We start from the raw sequence: 17,790 nt of genomic DNA on the forward strand, positions 1-17,790 counted from the left end.
CTTGCCAAGTGTTTTGAAGCTCTGAGAATCCGCACCTTCCTCTTGTTTTTGAATGAGCAGGTGCAGAATGTCCGCACTCCTACAGGCCCCCGAATTCTTCATGCCTCGCGCCGATTTCCGTGTCCAGATCGATGAGAAGCTCAAGGCTCGCGTCGAAGCGCTTGCAGCGCGCTTGACTGTGGACATGGACTATCTCGTCGAGTTCCTCGTCAAGCGCTGGGTTGAACGCACCGACCCGAACGAGCCGGATGTCACTCTTCATGAGGTGCTCATGGAGCGTCAGGAAGACAACGCGGTGAAGGCCGCACTTCGTGGCGACACGATCTCTCATGAAGACCTCATGGCCGAGATCGAGGAAGAAACGCGCCAGCAGCGGGGTGAGGCGCAATGAGGGTTCGTTGGACCCCATCCGCCGCCATTCAACTCAAGCAGCAACGACGGTACCTGGAGGAACACAGCCAGCAGGCTGCGGACCGGTTGATGCGCGACGTGCGCAATGCTTCAGAGTTGCTTGCGCGCAATCCGGAGTTTGGTCGACCCGTGAGCACTCGCACGCGCGAGTGGGGACTCGGACGAAGCAAGCAGTATGTGCTTCGCTACGTCGTTGAACCGGTGGTGATCCAGGTCGTCGGGTTCTGGCACACCGCTCAACTGCGGCCACTGCCAATCTGAGCCGAGACCTGATGCTCAGTCGATATCCGCCGTATGCAACGGATACCCGTTGCCGCTGCGGCGGTCCTCGAAGAAGCGCTGCAGCGCTTCGCGGATCGTGTGGAAGGCGATCTCGTCCCAGGGCACTTCGTGCTCGTGGAACAGCTTCGCTTCGAGGGTCTCGGGGCCCGGATCGAACGCCGGGCTCAGCAGCTTCGCGCGGTAGAAGGTGTGCACCTGCCCGACGCGGACCACGTTCATCACGCAGTACAGGTTCTGCAGCTCGATCTGCGCGCCGGCCTCCTCGACCGTCTCGCGCGCCGCGCCTTCGGCCAGCGTCTCGCCGAGTTCCATGAAGCCCGCCGGCAGCGTCCACTTGCCGAGCCGCGGCTCGATCGCGCGCTTGCACAGCAGCACCTGATCGCCCCACACCGGCAAGGTGCCGACGACGTTCAACGGGTTCTCGTAATGGATCGCGCCGCACGCGGTGCAGGTCGCGCGCTCCCGGTTGTCATCGGCCGGGACGCGGTATTCGATCTGGCCGCCGCAGGTGGGGCAATGCTGGTAGCGCCGCGCTTGGAACATGGCCCGCAGTGTACCGGCCTCCGCCAGGGCCTCCGTGGCATCATCGCCGGCCATGGAGCTCTACAACTACTTCCGTTCGTCCGCCTCGTACCGCGTCCGCATCGCGATGGCGCTCAAGGGCCTGGACTTCGACTACAAGTCCGTCCACCTCGCGAAGAACGAACAGTTCAACGAGTCCTACGCCGCCGTGTCCGCGTCGCGCCTGGTGCCGCTGCTCAAGGACGGCGACGCGCTGGTCACGCAGTCGATGGCGATCATCGAATACCTCGACGAGACGTACCCCGAGCCGCCGCTGCTGCCCGGCGACGCGCTGAGCCGCGCCTACATCCGCGCGCTGTCGCAGGACATCGCCTGCGAGATCCATCCGCTGAACAACCTGCGCGTGCTGCGCTACCTGGTGAAGGACCTCGGCGTCGGCGATGACAACAAGAACCGCTGGATCCATCACTGGGTCGAGAGCGGGCTGGCGGTCGTCGAGCATCGCTTGAAGGTCGAAGGAAGATCGGGCCGCTTCTGCTTCGGCGACAGCCCGACCATGGCCGATTGCGTGCTCGTGCCGCAGATCTTCAATGCGCAGCGTTTCAACAGCCGGCTCGATCACGTGCCGACGGTCATGAAGATCTTCGAGGCTTGCATGGCCTTGGATGCTTTCAGCAAGACGCAGCCGAGCGCCTGTCCCGATGCCGAATGAGAGGAGGGAGACGAGCGGCGTGGATGACGCGTTCACCGCGACGTCGCATCCGGACTGGCTGCGGCCGGCTTGGAGCGTGTCGCACGTCGATGCCTTCATGACCACGCGCGCTGGCGGCGTCAGCGGCGGGCCGGAAGCGCCCGACGATCAACGCGGCTTGGCGAGCCTCAACCTCGGACGTTCGGTCGGCGACGATCCGGCGCATGTGGCCGAGAACCGCCGGCGTGTCGCGGTCGCCATTGGCGGCCTGCCCGTGTTCCTGAAGCAGGTGCATGGGACCACCGTGCTGCGACTTCGCGCCGAGCACGCGCTTCCCGGCGCCGATCCCGAGCCCGCCGACGCCGCCGTCAGCACCGATCCCGCGCTCGCCTGCGCGGTGATGGTGGCGGACTGCCTGCCGGTGCTGTTCGCCGGACCGGGCGTGGTCGGTGCCGCGCATGCGGGCTGGCGAGGTCTCGCGGGCGGCGTGCTGGAGAACACCGTCGCCGCGATGTGCGAGGCCGTGCGCTGCGAGCCTCGCGAGATCAGCGCCTGGATGGGCGCGTGCATCGGACCGGCGCAGTTCGAGGTCGGTGCCGACGTGCTCGCGGCCTTCGGCGCGGAGCCGTGCCATCAGGATCAGCCGATGTTCCGCTTCCAGCCGAACGAACAGGGGGAGGCGCGTTGGCGCGCCGATCTCTACGGCCTGGCGCGGCGCAGACTCGAAGCGCTCGGCATCGCCGCCGTCAGCGGCGGCGGCTGGTGCACGCTCAGCGAGCCGTCACGGTTCTTTTCGTTCCGCCACGAACGCGTCACCCGACTGCGCAGCGGGCGCATGGCTGCGGTCATCCGGCTGCGTTGAGGCCGGCGCGGCCGCCTGCATCGGACTCGACGTCGGCATCGGCGCAACATCGCCTTCGCCGTCGTCATGCGGCTTTCCGGACGCTTCGGCTCTCCGGCGTGCGGCGCGCCGCCCGGGCGTGCCCATCAGGTACATCACGATCGATAGCGGTACCACGCCGTAGAACACGAAGGTGATCAGTGCGCCCAGCACCGAACCCTGCGAGCTGAAGGCCTCGACGACCGCCATCATCAGCACCACGTACATCCAGGCGATGGCCACCAGATACATCAACGATTTCCTCGGCTCTTCGCGACAGCAGCGTCACGCGGGGGTAAGCTGGTCGGGCTACAAAGCGCCTGAGCATATGCGAAGCCTCCCCGTCGATCCGCGTGACCGGCTGTGGCAAGCTTCTTGCTCAGGTCGGCATGAGGAGACACATGAGCGCGAACAACGCCGCGGCCGGGTTCCCCGGCGCATCGGTCCACGGTTTCGAACACTGGGCCCAGCAGGCCCAACAGACGGCCAGCAGTCTGTCGCATGGCTTCGGCGATGCCTTCAAGCAATTGCAGGCCATGCAGATCCCCGCCGATGCCTGGTCACGGCTGCAGTCCGAGTACGTCCGCGAGGCCGGCGAGCTGTGGAACGCCGCGCTCGGTGATTCCCAGGCGGCGGTGCAGGCCGCCGCGCACGGCGCGACCGCCGCCTCGACGGCGTCCGCCACGGTCTCCGGTGCGACCGCTGCGCTGAAGGACCGCCGCTTTGCCGACGCGTCCTGGAACGACAACCGTCTGGCCCACTTCACCGCGCAGCTCTACCTGCTCAACGCGAAGACGCTGCAGCGGATGGCCGACCAGGTGCAGGCCGACGACAAGACCCGGGCGCGCGTCCGCTTCGCGGTGCAGCAGTTCGTCGACGCGGCCTCGCCGAGCAACTACCTCGCGCTCAATCCCGAAGCCCAGCAGCGCGCGCTGAACACGCAGGGCGAAAGCCTGTCGCGCGGGCTGCAGCTGCTGATGGCCGACTTGCGGCGCGGGCACGTGTCGCAGACCGACGAATCCGCCTTCGAGGTCGGCCGCAACGTCGCGACGACCGAAGGGAACGTCGTCTTCGAGAACGAGTTCTTCCAGCTGCTCGAGTACAAGCCGCTCACCGCGAAGGTGCATGCGCGGCCGCTGCTGATGGTGCCGCCCTGCATCAACAAGTACTACATCCTCGACCTGCAGCCGGAGAACTCGCTGATCCGCTACGCGGTGGCGCAGGGGCACCGCACCTTCGTGGTGAGCTGGCGCAATCCCGACGCGGACTGCGTGCACTGGACCTGGGACGACTACATCGGCCGCGCCGCGATCAAGGCCATCGAGGTCACACGCGAGATCGCCGGCACCGACACGATCAACACGCTGGGCTTCTGCGTCGGCGGCACGATCCTGGCGACCGCGCTGGCCGTGCTGGCCGCGCGCGGCGAGCAGCCCGCCGAAAGCGTCACCCTGCTGACCACGCTGATCGACTTCAGCAGCAACGGCGTGCTGGACCTGTTCATCGACGAGCAGGCCGTGCAGTTGCGCGAGATGACGCTCGGCGACCAGGCGGTGAGCGGTCCGGGCCTGCTCAAGGGCCAGGAGCTCGCGACGACCTTCAGCTTCCTGCGCCCCAACGACCTCGTCTGGAACTACGTCGTCGGCAATTACCTGAAGGGTGATGCGCCGCCGGCCTTCGACCTGCTGTACTGGAACGGCGACGCGACCAACCTGCCGGGACCGATGTACTGCTGGTACCTGCGCCACACCTATCTGCAGAACGACCTGCGCGTGCCTGGTCAACTGACGGTCTGCGGCGAGAAGATCGACCTCGGCGCGATCCAGGCGCCGGTCTACATCTACGGCTCGCGCGAGGACCACATCGTCCCGTGGGACGCCGCCTACCGCAGCACGCAGGTGTTCAAGGGCAAGAAGCGTTTCGTGCTCGGCGCGTCCGGGCACATTGCCGGCGTCATCAATCCGCCGGAGAAGAAGAAGCGCAGCCACTGGCTGGGGAAAGGCGCGGCGCTGCCCGCCGATCACCAGCAATGGCTGCAGGGCGCCACCGAGCATCCCGGCAGCTGGTGGACCGACTGGTCGCAGTGGCTGGCCGGCCACGCGGGTCCGCAGAAGGCGGCACCGCGCAAGCCGGGCGGTCACGGCCACGAGGCCATCGAGCCGGCGCCAGGCCGCTATGTGAAGCAGCGCGCGTGAAACCCACTCCCGCGCAGTGAGAACCCATCCGGTTCAAAGTTGATTCCGCCAGTTCATCCAGCAGTCACCCGCTGACGCCCGCCGTCCAGCAGTTTCGAAAAAGGAGACCGTCATGAGTTCACCCCAAGACATCGTCATCGTCGCCGCGACGCGCACGCCGATCGGCAAATTCGGAGGGACGCTGTCGAAGACCCCCGCCAGCGAGCTGGGCGCGATCGTCATCCAGGAGCTGCTGCGCAGAAGCGGCCTGCAGCCCGACCAGATCAACGAGGTCATCCTCGGCCAGGTGCTGACGGCCGGCGTCGGGCAGAACCCGGCGCGCCAGGCCGTCATCAAGGCGGGCCTGCCGGTGACGGTGCCGGCGCTGACGATCAACAAGGTCTGCGGCTCCGGCCTGAAGGCCGTGATGCTGGCCGCGCAGGCGATCCGCGACGGCGATTCGGACATCATCATCGCCGGCGGCCAGGAGAGCATGAGCCTGGCGCCGCACGTGCTGCCGGGCTCGCGCGAAGGCCAGCGCATGGGCGACTGGAAGCTGGTCGACACGATGATCACCGACGGCCTGTGGGACGTGTACAACCAGTACCACATGGGCATCACCGCCGAGAACGTGGCCAAGGAGTACCACGTCAGCCGCGCGCAGCAGGATGAGCTGGCGCTGGCCAGCCAGCAGAAGGCCGCCGCGGCGCAGGACGCGGGCCGCTTCACCGCCGAGATCGTGCCGGTCACGATCCCGCAGAAGAAGGGCGATCCGGTGGTGTTCTCGGCCGACGAGTTCATCAACCGCAAGTCCAACGCCGAAGCGCTGGCCGGCCTGAAGCCCGCCTTCGACAAGGCGGGTTCGGTGACGGCCGGCAATGCGTCGGGCCTGAACGACGGCGCCGCGGGCCTGGTGCTGATGACCGACGCCAAGGCCAAGTCGCTGGGGCTGACGCCGCTGGCGCGCCTGGCCTCGTACGCGAGCGCCGGCGTCGATCCCAAGACCATGGGCATGGGCCCGGTGCCGGCGTCGAGGAAGGCGCTCCAGCGCGCCGGCTGGCAGCCCAAGGACCTGGACCTGCTCGAGATCAACGAGGCCTTCGCCGCGCAGGCCTGCGCGGTGCATCAGGAGATGGGCTGGGACGTCAGCAAGGTCAACGTCAACGGCGGCGCGATCGCGCTGGGCCATCCGATCGGCGCGTCCGGCGCCCGCATCCTGGTCACGCTGCTGCACGAGATGATCAAGCGCGATGCGAAGAAGGGCATCGCCAGCCTGTGCATCGGCGGCGGCATGGGCGTCGCCCTGTGCGTCGAGCGCTGAAGCGATCAGCGATTTCCCGGCTTCTTTCCCGCTTCGTTCCGGAGTGGTTTTTTCGCGTCTTTCCCGTACCGATATTCCAGGCACCCCGACCGCGGACGCGGCGCACCGGGGGGTCATACAGGAGGCAAGCATGAGTCAGAAAGTTGCATACGTCACCGGCGGCATGGGCGGCATCGGCACCGCCATCTGCCAGCGCCTCCACAAGGAAGGCTTCAAGGTCATCGCCGGTTGCGGTCCGAGCCGCGATCACGCCAAGTGGCTGTCCGAGCAGACGGCGCTGGGCTACACGTTCTATGCCTCGGTCGGCAACGTGGCGGACTGGGACTCGACCGTCGCCGCCTTCGATCGCACGATCGCGGAGCACGGACCGATCGAGGTGCTGGTCAACAACGCGGGCGTGACCAAGGACCGCATGTTCCTCAAGATGACCCGCGACGAGTGGGACACCGTCATCGACACCAACCTCAACAGCATGTTCAACGTCACCAAGCAGGTGGTGCCGGGCATGGTCGACAAGGGCTGGGGGCGCATCATCAACATCTCGTCGGTCAACGGCGAGAAGGGCCAGGTCGGTCAGACCAACTACTCGGCGGCGAAGGCCGGCATGCACGGCTTCACGATGGCGCTGGCGCAGGAGCTGGCGGCCAAGGGCGTGACGGTGAACACCGTCAGCCCGGGCTACATCGGCACCGACATGGTGAAGGCGGTGAGGCCCGACGTGCTCGAGAAGATCGTGGCGGGCATCCCGGTGAAGCGCCTGGGCGAACCCGAGGAGATCGCCTCGATCGTTGGCTGGCTCGCCGGCGAGACGTCCGGCTTCACCACCGGCGCGGACTTCAGCTGCAACGGTGGGCTGCACATGGGCTGAGCGCCAGGCGCCGGTTCCAATGAAGAAGGGCTGCCTCGGCAGCCCTTCGTCGTTGCTGGACGCAAGACTGCGCCCTTCAGCCTCAGTCCTTCTTCATCAGCACCAGCAGCTGCGACAGGTTCTGCGCCGCCGCCTGGAGCTTGGGCAGGCTCTGTTCCAGCAGCAGCTGCGGCGGCGTGCGCGAGGCATGCGTGCTGACATTCATCGCCGCCACGACCCGGCCGTCACGGCCGGTGATGGGCACGGCGACGCTCAGCACGCCATCCTCGAGTTCCTGGTCCACCAGGCACCAGTGCTGACGCCGCGCCTGCTCGATCGCGGCGCGCAGCTCCTCGTGCGAGCGCACGGTGTTGCTCGCGCGTCGCGCCAGCTGCACCTGCGCCACGCGGGTCTCGCGTTCCTCGACCGTCAGCGAGGCCAGCAGCACGCGACCCGTGGCCGTCGCCCACGCCGGCAGACGGCTGCCGATGCCCATCGGGTCGGACAGGATCTTGCGCAGCGGCGCGCGCAGCACGAAGACCACGTCGTCGCCGTCGAGCACCGCGATGGAGACGGACTCCCGCAGGTCGTTGGCCAGCTGGATGGCCACCGGCTCGGCGAAGCGCCACAGCGGTTGCGAGGACAGGTAGGCGAAGCCGAGGTCGAGGATCTTCGGCGTCAGCTCGAACAGCCGCCCCTCCGATCTCACGTAGCCCAGCGTCTGCAGCGTCAGCAGGATGCGACGCGCGCCGGCGCGCGTCAGTCCGCAGCGCTTGGCGACTTCCGTCAGCGTCTGCCGGGCGTGGTGGGTATCGAAGGTCCGGATCACCGACAGGCCGCGTGCGAAGGATTGCACGTAGCTGTCGCCGGGCTTCAGGGGGGTGTTGGGTGCGCTTTCGTCAGGAGACATGGGCGTCATGACCGCAGTATAGGAAGGCCGCGAGACGTTAATATCGCGCCCGTTTCCGGGTGAAAAGACAGAAGGTGAAGACCATGGCCATGGATGTAGTCGACTACGAAATCAAGGGTGCCGAGATGCAGTTCGTCGAGGTCGAACTCGACCCCGGCGAAGCAGCGATCGGTGAAGCCGGCAGCATGATGTTCATGGATGCCGGTATCGGCATGGACACGGTGTTCGGCGACGGGTCCGCCAACCAGGGCGGTTTCTTCGGGAAGTTGCTGGGCGCCGGCAAGCGGCTGGTGACCGGTGAATCGCTGTTCACCACGGTCTACACGAACCAGAGTCATGGGAAGTTGCGGGTCGCTTTCGCGGCGCCGTATCCCGGCAAGATCCTGCCGATGGATCTCGGCAAGCTCGGGGGCACGCTCATCTGCCAGAAGGATGCGTTCCTGTGTGCGGCCCGCGGCGTGTCGCTGGGGATCGCACTCCAGCAGCGCCTGTCGACTGGCTTCTTCGGTGGCGAAGGGTTCATCATGCAGAAGCTCGATGGTGATGGGCTGGCCTTCGTGCATGCAGGGGGTACCGTGGTTCGACGTACGCTCCAGCCGGGTCAGACGCTGCTGGTGGATACCGGCTGCGTCGTCGCCTACACGCCCAGCGTGAGTTTTGAGATCCAGTACGTAGGCAAGATCAAGACCGCCCTGTTCGGCGGCGAAGGTCTGTTCCTGGCGAAGCTGACCGGCCCCGGCGAGATCTGGCTGCAGAGCCTGCCGTTCTCGCGCCTGGCCTCGCGTGTCTTCGCCGCAGCCCCGCAACGCGGGGGCTCGCGGGAAGAGGGCGGCCTGTTGACCGGCATCGCCGGCGGCGGATTGCTGGGTGGCCTGCTGGGCGGCGACGACGAATAAGCCGTCGGGCGAAGTTCGCCATGCGCAGACTTGCCGCAACGCTGGCGGCAAGTCTGGCGCAACCGGATGCAACGGCGGGCCCAGACGACCGCTCCGTGCCTGGCGCGCTGGCGGCGTGAAGGCGGCGCCTCGAATCGCTCAAGATCAGCTCACGCCCCGGACCTGTCTGGCGCCCAAGCCCGCATCAGCAGGGGCGGCGCGGTCCTGTTCCGGCCGGGACCTAGGGTGAACCCGCCTACACTTGAGGGCTGCGTGGCGCTGGGCGCGCCGGGCATCTCCTGTTGAGGATCTCCATGCTGTCTTCCCTCGTGCGGCCCGTGCGGGCCGCCCTGGCCGTCACCGCCCTGGTCGTTACCGCCTTGGGCGCGCTGACCGCGGCCCCGGCCGCCTTCGCGTCCGTCGGCAGTCCCATCTTCGTGCTGAACTCGCTGGACGCCGACATCAGCGTCATCGACCCGAAGGACTTCCGCGAGCTCAAGCGCATCCCGACCGGCAAGGAACCCCATCACCTCTACCTGACGCCCGATCGCAAGACGATGGTCGTGGCGAACGCGCTGGGCGATTCCCTGACCTTCCTCGATCCGGTGACGGCCGAAGTGCAGCGCACCGTGCGGGGCATTCCCGATCCGTACCACCTGCGCTTCTCGCCCGACATGAAGTGGCTGGTGCTGGCCGGCAATCGTCTGGACCACGTCGACATCTACAAGTGGCAGCCGCAGAACGCGGCCCAGCCGCTGGCGCTGTTCAAGCGTTTCTCCGCGCCGAAGACGCCGAGCCACCTGTCCATCGACAGCAAGAGCAGCGTCGTCTACGCGAGCCTGCAGGACAGCAGCGAGCTGCTGTCCATCGACCTGAACACGATGGCCGCGCGCTGGAAGATCCCCGTCGGCAAGCTGCCCGCCGACCTCTACCTGACGCCCGACGACAAGTACCTGCTGGTCGCGCTGACCGGCGAGCGCAGCGTCGAGGTCTACGACGTCAGCGCAGCGCAACCCAAGCTGGTCAAGCGCATCGAGACCGGCGACGGCGCCCATTCGTTCCGCGCGCTCGGCGACAGGAAGCATGTGCTGGTGAGCAACCGCGCGGCCAACACGATCAGCAAGATCGCGCTGGCGGACTTCACGGTCGTCGACACCTTCAAGGCCCCCGGCGGTCCGGACGACATGGAGATCCTGACCGACGGCCGCACGCTGATGTTCACGTCGCGCTGGGCCCGCAAGCTGACGGTGATGGACCTGCAGACCAAGCAGATCCTGCAGCAGGTCAAGGTCGGCAAGTCGCCGCACGGCGTGTGGACGCTCGACCAGATGCCGCGCCAGTGAGCGCGTCCCCACCCAGGCCACTGCCCGTGAAGACTTCGTTCGTCCTGCGCCAGGCGCGCCGTCATGCGCTGCGTCAGGTGTCGCGTCATGGCGCGGTGCTGCTGCTCGGCCTGACCGCGGTCGTGCAGGCGCAGCCGCAGTCCGCGTCGGCACCGGCCGCCGCGCCCTGCGACAAACCCGTCTACCTGACCTTCGACACCGGCCACATGGGGGTCGCGCCCTTGATCGTCGACACGCTCAAGCGCTTCGACGCGAAGGCGACGTTCTTCCTGGCGCAGGAGCCGACGATGGACGGCGGCCAGACGCTCGACGACAAGTGGGCGCCCTGGTGGAAGCAACTGGCGGAGCAGGGCCACGACTTCGGCTCGCACACCTGGTTCCACGACACCTGGTCGGCGGATCTGCCCGATGGGAAGTTCCGCTTCAAGCGCGCGGCGGGCGAGCAGGTGCCGCAGAACGTCGTGCTGACCTCGGCGGAGTATTGCGAGGAGCTCAAGCGCCCCGCGCGGCGCTTCCTCGAGATGACGGGGCGGCCGATGTCGATGATCTTCCGCGCGCCGGCCGGGCGCACCTCGCCGGCGCTGCTCGCGGCGGCGCAGGCCTGCGGCTTCCGGCATGTGGGCTGGAGCGCGTCGGGTTTCCTCGGCGACGAACTGCCGAGCGACAAGTTTCCCAACCAGGCGCTGCTCGATCAGGCGCTGCGACGCGTGAAGCCCGGCGACATCCTGATGGCGCACCTGGGCATCTGGTCGCGGCAGGACCCCTGGGCGCCGATGGTGCTGGAACCGCTGCTGCAAGGGTTGAAAGCCCGGGGCATGTGCTTCGCGCCGTTGCGCGATCATCCGGAGTACGTCGCGTGGATGCGCAGGCCGCAGGAGGCGGTCGCCCTGAAGGCGACGTCGGCCGCGGGCACCGCGGCGTCCGGCGGTGGCGCCGGGGCGCCGGGCCCGAAGGACGCGCTCAAGCGCTGAGGCGTCGGCGTGTGGACGTGCTTCCAGGCTGAAGCGGCGATGCATCGATTTTCAGGAGGGCCGACGGCGTGATGGACTGGTTCACCGATCTGTTCGGACAGGTGCAGCAGGCGCTGTTCGAAAGCGTCATTCAACCGATCGTCTTCAACCTGGGTTACGGCAACCTGCTCGAGGACGCGTTCGACGCGACCGGCTGGCTGCTCGTCGGCCTGATCCAGATCATCGTCATGCTGGCGGTGATCGGCGCCTTGCAGCGCTGGCGTCCGGCCGAGGCCGTCACCGACCGCCACGCGATCCGCATCGACATCCTCTACACGCTGATCCAGCGGCTGGGCCTGTTCCGGCTGGTGATGTTCTTCTCGCTGGAACCGCTGTTCGACAGCGCCGTCGGCGAGATGCGCATGCACGGCATCCCGACCTTCCAGCTCGACGCGCTGTGGCCCGGCGTCACCGACGTGGCGTGGGTCAGCTTCGTGGTGTACCTCGTCGCCTTCGACCTGCTGATGTACTGGCTGCATCGCGCGCAGCATTCGTGGAACTGGTGGTGGGCACTGCATTCGTTGCACCACAGCCAGCGCCAGATGACGATGTGGAGCGACAGCCGCAACCATCTGCTCGACGACCTGATCATCGACAGCGCCGTCGCGGTGACGGCGCGGCTGATCGGCGTCGGTCCCGGACAGTTCGTCGCGCTGGTGGCGATCTCGCAGCTGCTGGAGAACCTGCAGCACGCGAACCTGCGACTGACCTTCGGCCTGATCGGCGAGCGGCTGCTGGTGAGCCCGCGCTTCCACCGCTTGCACCATTCGATCGGCATCGGCCATGAGGGCTTCGGCCGCGGCACCTTGGGCGGCCACAACTTCGCGGTGATGTTCCCAATCTGGGACGTGCTGTTCCGCACCGCCAACTTCGAGGACCGCTGGGATCCGACCGGCGTGCGCGACCAGTTGCCGGAGGAGGGCGGTCGCGACTACGGGCGCGGCTTCTGGGCGCAGCAGTGGCTGGGGCTCAAGCGGATGGTCGGGCGTGACAAGATCGCGGACGCGCCCGGGAACGGATCGACCCCGTCCGGCGGCGCGCCCATGGACATCGCCGGCCGCGCGCCGGCCGGAGGGAACGACTGATGATCAAGCCGATGAGCCGCCTGGCGGACTCGTTCTGGCGCGCCGCCGCGTACTGCCTGCATCCGCGGGTGATCGGCCTGTCGCTGCTGCCGTTGATCGTGTCGGCGGCGCTGGCGTTCGGACTCGGCTACTTCTTCTGGGAAGCGGCGGTCGCCGGCGTGCGCGCCACGATGGAGTCGTGGAGTCTCATCGACGGGATGCTGAAGTGGCTGGACAGCCTCGGCGCCGCGTCCTTCCGCACCGTGCTCGCGCCCATCATCGTGCTGGCGATGGCCGTGCCGGCGCTGGTCGTGCTGAGCCTGCTGCTGGTGGCGCTGCTGATGACGCCGTCGATGGTGGACCTGGTCGCGCAGCGGCGCTTCGCCAGCCTGGAGCGCAAGCACGGCGCGGGTTTCGTCGCGAGCCTGAGCTGGTCGCTCGGCCACACGGTGCTGTGCGTCGTGCTGCTGGTCGCGTCGCTGCCGTTCTGGCTGATCCCGCCGCTGGCGCTGATCCTGCCGCCGCTGATCTGGGGCTGGCTGGGCTACCGCGTCTTCACCTTCGACGTGCTCGCCGAACACGCGTCCGGCCCCGAGCGCCGCCGCCTGATCACCGAGCACCGGATGCCGCTGCTGGTGCTCGGACTGGCCACCGGCTACCTCGGTGCGGCGCCCGCCGCGATCTGGGCGATGGGCGCGCTGACGATCGCCTTCGCGCCGGTGCTGATCCTGGTCTCGGTGTGGCTGTACACGCTGGTTTTCGCGTTCAGCTCGCTGTGGTTCTCGCATTACGCGCTGGCCGCGCTGCAGGAGATGCGGCGCGCCGACACCGTCGCCGATCGCGCGCCGGATCCGGTGATGGACGCGCTGCCGGCGAACTACGAGGCGGCACCGCCGCGTGTCCTTGACCAGGTCGACCAGGTCGAGAATGTCGACGACAGGCAAGACCCGGCCCCCGGTCCGACGCCCCGCATCGAGAACAAGCCGTCGCCGCTCTGATCCCGATCCAGGCCCGCGCCGACCTCCGCTCCCACGCTTTCGCAGGAACCCCGCATGAACATCGGCCTCTTCATCATCGGCGACGAGATCCTCTCCGGAAAACGCCAGGACAAGCACCTGTCCAAGGTGATCGAGCTGCTGGGCGCGCGCGGCCTGTCGCTCGCCTGGGCGAAGTACCTCGGCGACGACCGCGAGCACCTGATCCGCGAGTACCGCGCCGCCTTCGACAGCGGCGACCTGTTCTTCAGCTGCGGCGGCATCGGCGCGACGCCGGACGACCACACGCGGCAGGCCGCGGCCGCGGCGCTGGGTCGACCGCTCGAGCTGCATCCCGAAGCCGCGGACCTGATCTGGCAACGCGTCCAGCAGATGGCTGCGGAGCAGGGCACGACGCCCGAGCGTGACCATCCGGACACGCGGCGCCGCATGGAGATGGGCGTGTTCCCCCAAGGGGCCGCCATCATCCCGAACCCGTACAACAAGATCCCCGGTTTCTCGGTCGGTCGCGCCTATTTCGTCCCCGGCTTCCCGGTGATGGCGCATCCGATGATCGAGTGGGTCCTGGACCACCTGCACGCGGACCTGCATCGCGAGGTCGGCACGCGGGAGCGCTCGCTGATCGTGCAAGGCGCGATGGAAGCCAGCCTGACGCCGCTGATGGAACGCGTCGAGTCCGACTTCCCCGGCATCAAGGTCTTCTCGCTGCCCAGCGTCGACCACCCGCAATGGGGCCGGCACATCGAACTGGGCGTCAAGGGCGACCCGGCCGCCATGGACGCCGCCTACGCTGCCCTGCGGACGGGCGTGGTTCAGTTTGGTGCCGTCATCAGCACTGAATTGGTGCGATGATGCACCGCTTCGGGCAGGTCGCCCGGACGATGCCGGGCGTGGTCGGGCAGCGGTTCTCTCTGGTTGCCTGACACCGCCCCCGTGTGGCGCGTTGGGCATCAAGGGCTTGCGTGCCATGCACCGCTCTGGCGCCTGACTGTCACCTTGCCGCCATCTGTTGGCATGCAAACTGCTAAATCGTCCGCGCTGGGCCGATGCCCCACGACTCTTTCTTTCTCATCCAGCCCCCTCTAGGAGTGATTGATGGCCACCAAGACCGTCGCCGACGTGATGAACCTGGTCAAGGAGCATGAAGTCAAGTTCGTTGACTTCCGCTTCACCGACACGCGCGGCAAGGAGCAGCATGTGACCGTGCCCGTCTCCCATTTCGACGAAGACAAGTTCACGTCGGGCCATGCCTTCGACGGCTCCTCGATCGCCGGCTGGAAGGGCATCGAAGCGTCCGACATGCTGCTGATCCCGGATCCGAACACGGCCAACATCGACCCGTTCTTCGAAGAACCGACCCTGATCCTGAGCTGCGACGTCATCGATCCGACCGACGGCAAGGCCTATGAGCGCGATCCGCGTTCGCTGGCCCGTCGCGCCGAGGCCTACCTGAAGTCGTCCGGCCTGGGCGACACCGCCTACTTCGGCCCGGAACCCGAGTTCTTCATCTTCGACAGCGTGCGCTGGAACGTCGACATGTCCGGCTCCTTCGTCAAGATCGAGGCGGAAGAGGCGGCCTGGAACACCGGCAAGGACTACGAGCACGGCAACAGCGGCTACCGTCCGACCGTCAAGGGCGGCTACTTCCCGGTGCCCCCGGTCGACAGCGGCCAGGACATGCGCTCGGAGATGTGCCTGATCCTGGAACAGATGGGCATCCCCGTCGAAGTCCACCACCACGAGGTCGCGAACGCCGGCCAGATGGAGATCGGCACCAAGTTCAGCTCGCTGGTCCAGCGCGCCGACTGGCTGCAGCTGCAGAAGTACATCATCCAGAACGTCGCGCATGCCTACGGCAAGACCGCCACGTTCATGCCGAAGCCCATCGTCGGCGACAACGGCTCGGGCATGCACGTCCACCAGTCGGTGTGGAAGGACGGCAAGAACCTGTTCGCCGGTGACGGCTACGCCGGCCTGAGCGACTTCGCGCTGTACTACATCGGCGGCATCATCAAGCACGCCCGCGCGCTGAACGCCATCACCAACCCCGGCACGAACTCGTACAAGCGCCTGGTGCCCGGCTTCGAAGCCCCGGTGAAGCTGGCCTACTCGGCCAAGAACCGTTCGGCCTCGATCCGCATCCCGTACGTGGCGAACCCCAAGGGCCGTCGCATCGAGGCGCGTTTCCCGGATCCCTCGGCCAACCCGTACCTGGCCTTCGCGGCCCTGCTGATGGCCGGCCTGGACGGCGTCGAGAACAAGATCCATCCGGGCGAAGCCGCCACCAAGGACCTGTACCACCTGCCGCCGGAAGAAGACGCGAAGATCCCGACCGTCTGCCACTCGCTGGACCAGGCGCTGGAGTACCTGGACAAGGACCGCGCGTTCCTGACCAAGGGCGGCGTGTTCACCGACAGCTTCATCGATGCCTACATCGAGCTGAAGATGCAGGAAGTCCAGCGCTTCCGCATGACCACCCACCCGGTCGAGTTCGACATGTACTACTCGCTGTGATCGTCCGCGCGGAGGGCGCCATGACCGCTTCGGCACGGCCCGCTCCGCACGTTCGTGACCACGCAGAGGGACGGCTCCGGCCGTCCCTTTCTCTTTGGCGCGCCGTGCCGGTCCTTGCCCGTGCGTACACCTGGCAACAGCGCGTGAACGCACGCCCTCGCCTGACAGTGACTGATTGCGTCACAATGCCCGACGACTCTGGTCAGTTAGAAGCAGGGAATGCAGATGACGCTGCAGCACAAGCGGGTGGGACGTTCGTGGTTGGTGATGATGCTGACCGCCATGGTGGGCATGGCGGCCGGGCAGGCATCGGCGCAGGGCGTGGTGTATCGCTGCCCCGGCCCTCCCGTGCTGTACACCGACGCGATGTCCGCGAAGGAAGCCGCCGACAAGGGCTGCCGCAGCATCGAGGGCACGCCGATCTCCGTGATCGCGCCGAGCAAGCCGCGCGCGCCGTCGACGACGGCGCCCGCCTCGGGAGGTCAGAGTGGTGACCTCAAGGTCGATGTCAAGGACCAGCGCGTCCGCGATGATGACCGCCGCCGCATCCTCGAGCAGGAACTGCGCGACGCCGAAGGCAAGCTCGCCAAGATCCAGCAGGAATACAACAACGGCCAGCCCGAGCGGCGCGGCGACGAACGCAACTACCAGAAGTACCTGGACCGCACGACCGAGCTCAAGGCTTCGGTATCGCGCCAGGAGGCCGACGTCCAGGCCATCAAGCGCGAGCTCGCCAAGCTGCCGCCGCCCAACCTCTGATCGAGGGACGGCGGGCCAGGCCGCCGGTGTGTCGCGCGTCGATGGCGACGAGAGCGACACCGCATGAAGAAGACGCCCGCCCCAGTTCCCCACGATCCGCATCACGCGCAGTACGCCTGCTTCGACCTGCTGGCGACCCTGGTCGCCGTGGTCCGTGCCGACGGCACCTGCGAGTTCGCCAACACCGCCGTCGAGACGTTGTTCAACCTGCCGCGCCGCGCGGTGCAGGGCAGCAACCTGCTCGAATGGTTTGTCGACACCGGGCGCGTGGTCGAGGCGCTCGAGGAGGTGAGCCGCAACGCGTTCTCGAGTTCGCGCTTCGACGCCACCATCCGTCGCGGCCCGCGCACGCATGACGACCTGCTGCCGGTGCACGTGATCGTCAGCCAGACCGACGACCCGCAGCGGCTGGTGATCGAGCTGATCGAGAACGCGCAGCAGACGCGCCAGGACCGCGAGGAACGCAACCTCGACCAGGTCCACGCGACCAAGGAACTGACGCGCAACCTCGCGCACGAGATCAAGAATCCGCTGGGCGGCATCCGCGGCGCGGCGCAGCTGCTCGCGCTGGAGCTGCAGCCGACGGACCTGTGGCCGGAGCTCGAGGAATACACCGAGGTCATCATCCACGAGGCCGACCGGCTGCAGTCGCTGGTGGACCGGCTGCTGGCGCCGCACCGGCGCGCGCAGGTGGTGGGCGACGTCAACATCCACGAGGTCTGCGAGCGGGTGCGCACGCTGGTGCTGGCGCAGTACCCGCGCGGGCTGACGATGATCCGCGACTACGACATCTCGCTGCCCGACTTCCGCGGCGACCGCGAGCAACTGATCCAGGCGGTGCTCAACATCGTCCAGAACGCCGCGCAGGCGCTGCACGAGCGCATCCCGATGGGCGATGCCTTCATCGCCCTGCGCACACGCGTGGCCCGGCAGGTGACCATCGGCAAGCAGCGCTGGCGCTTGGCATTGGAATTGCATATCGAAGACAACGGCCCGGGCGTGCCCGAGGAGATCAAGGACCGCATCTTCTTTCCGCTGGTTTCAGGGAGAGAGGGCGGTTCCGGTCTCGGGCTGACGCTGGCGCAGACGATCGCCCAACAGCACCAGGGGATGATCGATTGCGACAGCCAGCCGGGTCGGACCGATTTCCGAATCACCCTGCCTTTGCCCTGAGCCGCGGCCACAAGCCGAC

19 protein-coding genes are annotated in these 17,790 nt (G+C 67.3%); 16 read left to right on the forward strand and 3 right to left on the reverse strand.

All coding sequences use genetic code 11. The annotated features are described in order from the left end of the window. The first annotated feature begins 67 nt into the window (after positions 1-67). Both AC1VNM_RS00210 and AC1VNM_RS00215 read left to right on the forward strand, forming a co-directional pair. A complete protein-coding gene (locus AC1VNM_RS00210) occupies positions 68-391 on the forward strand; it encodes a hypothetical protein (protein ID WP_377156772.1) in 324 nt (107 codons plus the stop codon). Continuing rightward, complete coding sequence (locus AC1VNM_RS00215) at positions 388-672, forward strand: type II toxin-antitoxin system RelE/ParE family toxin (protein ID WP_377156770.1); 285 nt, start codon at positions 388-390, stop codon at positions 670-672. Before AC1VNM_RS00210 ends, AC1VNM_RS00215 begins: the two co-directional genes overlap by 4 nt. Positions 673-687: 15 nt before the next feature. Here AC1VNM_RS00215 and AC1VNM_RS00220 read toward each other — a convergent pair whose 3' ends face one another. Next, the gene (locus AC1VNM_RS00220) at positions 688-1,236 is read right to left on the reverse strand and encodes an NUDIX hydrolase (protein ID WP_377156768.1); all 549 of its coding nucleotides are present in this window, start codon (positions 1,234-1,236) and stop codon (positions 688-690) included. 52 nt (positions 1,237-1,288) lie between these two features. Here AC1VNM_RS00220 and maiA point away from each other — a divergent pair, with 52 nt between their 5' ends. Together maiA and pgeF are read left to right on the forward strand one after the other, a co-directional pair. Next, positions 1,289-1,927 carry a maleylacetoacetate isomerase gene (maiA, locus tag AC1VNM_RS00225; RefSeq protein ID WP_483105451.1) on the forward strand — a complete coding sequence of 213 codons (639 nt, stop codon included), beginning with the start codon at positions 1,289-1,291 and terminating at the stop codon, positions 1,925-1,927. Between the two features lie 19 nt (positions 1,928-1,946). Further along, the gene (gene pgeF / locus AC1VNM_RS00230) at positions 1,947-2,768 is read left to right on the forward strand and encodes a peptidoglycan editing factor PgeF (RefSeq protein ID WP_483105452.1); all 822 of its coding nucleotides are present in this window, start codon (positions 1,947-1,949) and stop codon (positions 2,766-2,768) included. Here the strand turns inward: pgeF and AC1VNM_RS00235 are convergent. Then, entirely contained in the window at positions 2,688-3,038 is a 351-nt protein-coding gene (locus AC1VNM_RS00235; RefSeq protein ID WP_483105453.1) for a hypothetical protein, read from the reverse strand. The two genes, pgeF and AC1VNM_RS00235, sit on opposite strands and share 81 nt — an antisense overlap. Positions 3,039-3,187: 149 nt before the next feature. Between AC1VNM_RS00235 and phaC the strand changes: the two genes are divergently transcribed. The 3 genes from phaC (at position 3,188) to phbB (ending at position 7,149) form a co-directional block, all read left to right on the forward strand. Next, positions 3,188-4,981, forward strand: coding sequence for a class I poly(R)-hydroxyalkanoic acid synthase (gene phaC / locus AC1VNM_RS00240; protein WP_483105454.1), 1,794 nt, complete (start codon positions 3,188-3,190; stop codon positions 4,979-4,981). A gap of 112 nt (positions 4,982-5,093) precedes the next feature. Further along, complete coding sequence (locus AC1VNM_RS00245) at positions 5,094-6,281, forward strand: acetyl-CoA C-acetyltransferase (RefSeq protein WP_431102245.1); 1,188 nt, start codon at positions 5,094-5,096, stop codon at positions 6,279-6,281. 130 nt (positions 6,282-6,411) lie between these two features. Then, positions 6,412-7,149 carry an acetoacetyl-CoA reductase gene (gene phbB / locus AC1VNM_RS00250; protein ID WP_377156759.1) on the forward strand — a complete coding sequence of 246 codons (738 nt, stop codon included), beginning with the start codon at positions 6,412-6,414 and terminating at the stop codon, positions 7,147-7,149. A gap of 82 nt (positions 7,150-7,231) precedes the next feature. Here phbB and AC1VNM_RS00255 read toward each other — a convergent pair whose 3' ends face one another. Continuing rightward, the gene (locus AC1VNM_RS00255) at positions 7,232-8,038 is read right to left on the reverse strand and encodes an IclR family transcriptional regulator domain-containing protein (protein ID WP_377156757.1); all 807 of its coding nucleotides are present in this window, start codon (positions 8,036-8,038) and stop codon (positions 7,232-7,234) included. 83 nt (positions 8,039-8,121) lie between these two features. Here AC1VNM_RS00255 and AC1VNM_RS00260 point away from each other — a divergent pair, with 83 nt between their 5' ends. The 9 genes from AC1VNM_RS00260 (at position 8,122) to glnL (ending at position 17,771) form a co-directional block, all read left to right on the forward strand. Continuing rightward, positions 8,122-8,934: a TIGR00266 family protein gene (locus tag AC1VNM_RS00260; RefSeq protein ID WP_377162067.1), complete on the forward strand. Its 813-nt coding sequence runs from the start codon at positions 8,122-8,124 to the stop codon at positions 8,932-8,934. A gap of 293 nt (positions 8,935-9,227) precedes the next feature. Continuing rightward, a complete protein-coding gene (locus tag AC1VNM_RS00265; protein WP_483105455.1) occupies positions 9,228-10,256 on the forward strand; it encodes a YncE family protein in 1,029 nt (342 codons plus the stop codon). Between the two features lie 98 nt (positions 10,257-10,354). Further along, entirely contained in the window at positions 10,355-11,227 is an 873-nt protein-coding gene (locus tag AC1VNM_RS00270) for a polysaccharide deacetylase family protein (protein WP_483109216.1), read from the forward strand. 71 nt (positions 11,228-11,298) lie between these two features. Then, positions 11,299-12,351 (forward strand): sterol desaturase family protein, encoded by a 1,053-nt coding sequence (locus tag AC1VNM_RS00275; protein WP_377156753.1) that lies wholly within the window; start codon positions 11,299-11,301, stop codon positions 12,349-12,351. Further along, positions 12,351-13,328 (forward strand): EI24 domain-containing protein, encoded by a 978-nt coding sequence (locus tag AC1VNM_RS00280; RefSeq protein ID WP_483105456.1) that lies wholly within the window; start codon positions 12,351-12,353, stop codon positions 13,326-13,328. Before AC1VNM_RS00275 ends, AC1VNM_RS00280 begins: the two co-directional genes overlap by 1 nt. A gap of 54 nt (positions 13,329-13,382) precedes the next feature. Then, positions 13,383-14,177 (forward strand): competence/damage-inducible protein A, encoded by a 795-nt coding sequence (locus AC1VNM_RS00285; RefSeq protein ID WP_377156749.1) that lies wholly within the window; start codon positions 13,383-13,385, stop codon positions 14,175-14,177. A gap of 243 nt (positions 14,178-14,420) precedes the next feature. After that, positions 14,421-15,839 carry a type I glutamate--ammonia ligase gene (gene glnA, locus AC1VNM_RS00290; protein ID WP_377156747.1) on the forward strand — a complete coding sequence of 473 codons (1,419 nt, stop codon included), beginning with the start codon at positions 14,421-14,423 and terminating at the stop codon, positions 15,837-15,839. 219 nt (positions 15,840-16,058) lie between these two features. Further along, complete coding sequence (locus AC1VNM_RS00295; RefSeq protein ID WP_377156744.1) at positions 16,059-16,598, forward strand: hypothetical protein; 540 nt, start codon at positions 16,059-16,061, stop codon at positions 16,596-16,598. Positions 16,599-16,661: 63 nt separating this feature from the next. Continuing rightward, entirely contained in the window at positions 16,662-17,771 is a 1,110-nt protein-coding gene (gene glnL, locus AC1VNM_RS00300) for a nitrogen regulation protein NR(II) (protein ID WP_377156742.1), read from the forward strand. Positions 17,772-17,790 lie beyond the last annotated feature (19 nt).

It is taken from the genome of Mitsuaria sp. MSU3D (genome assembly GCF_056867975.1).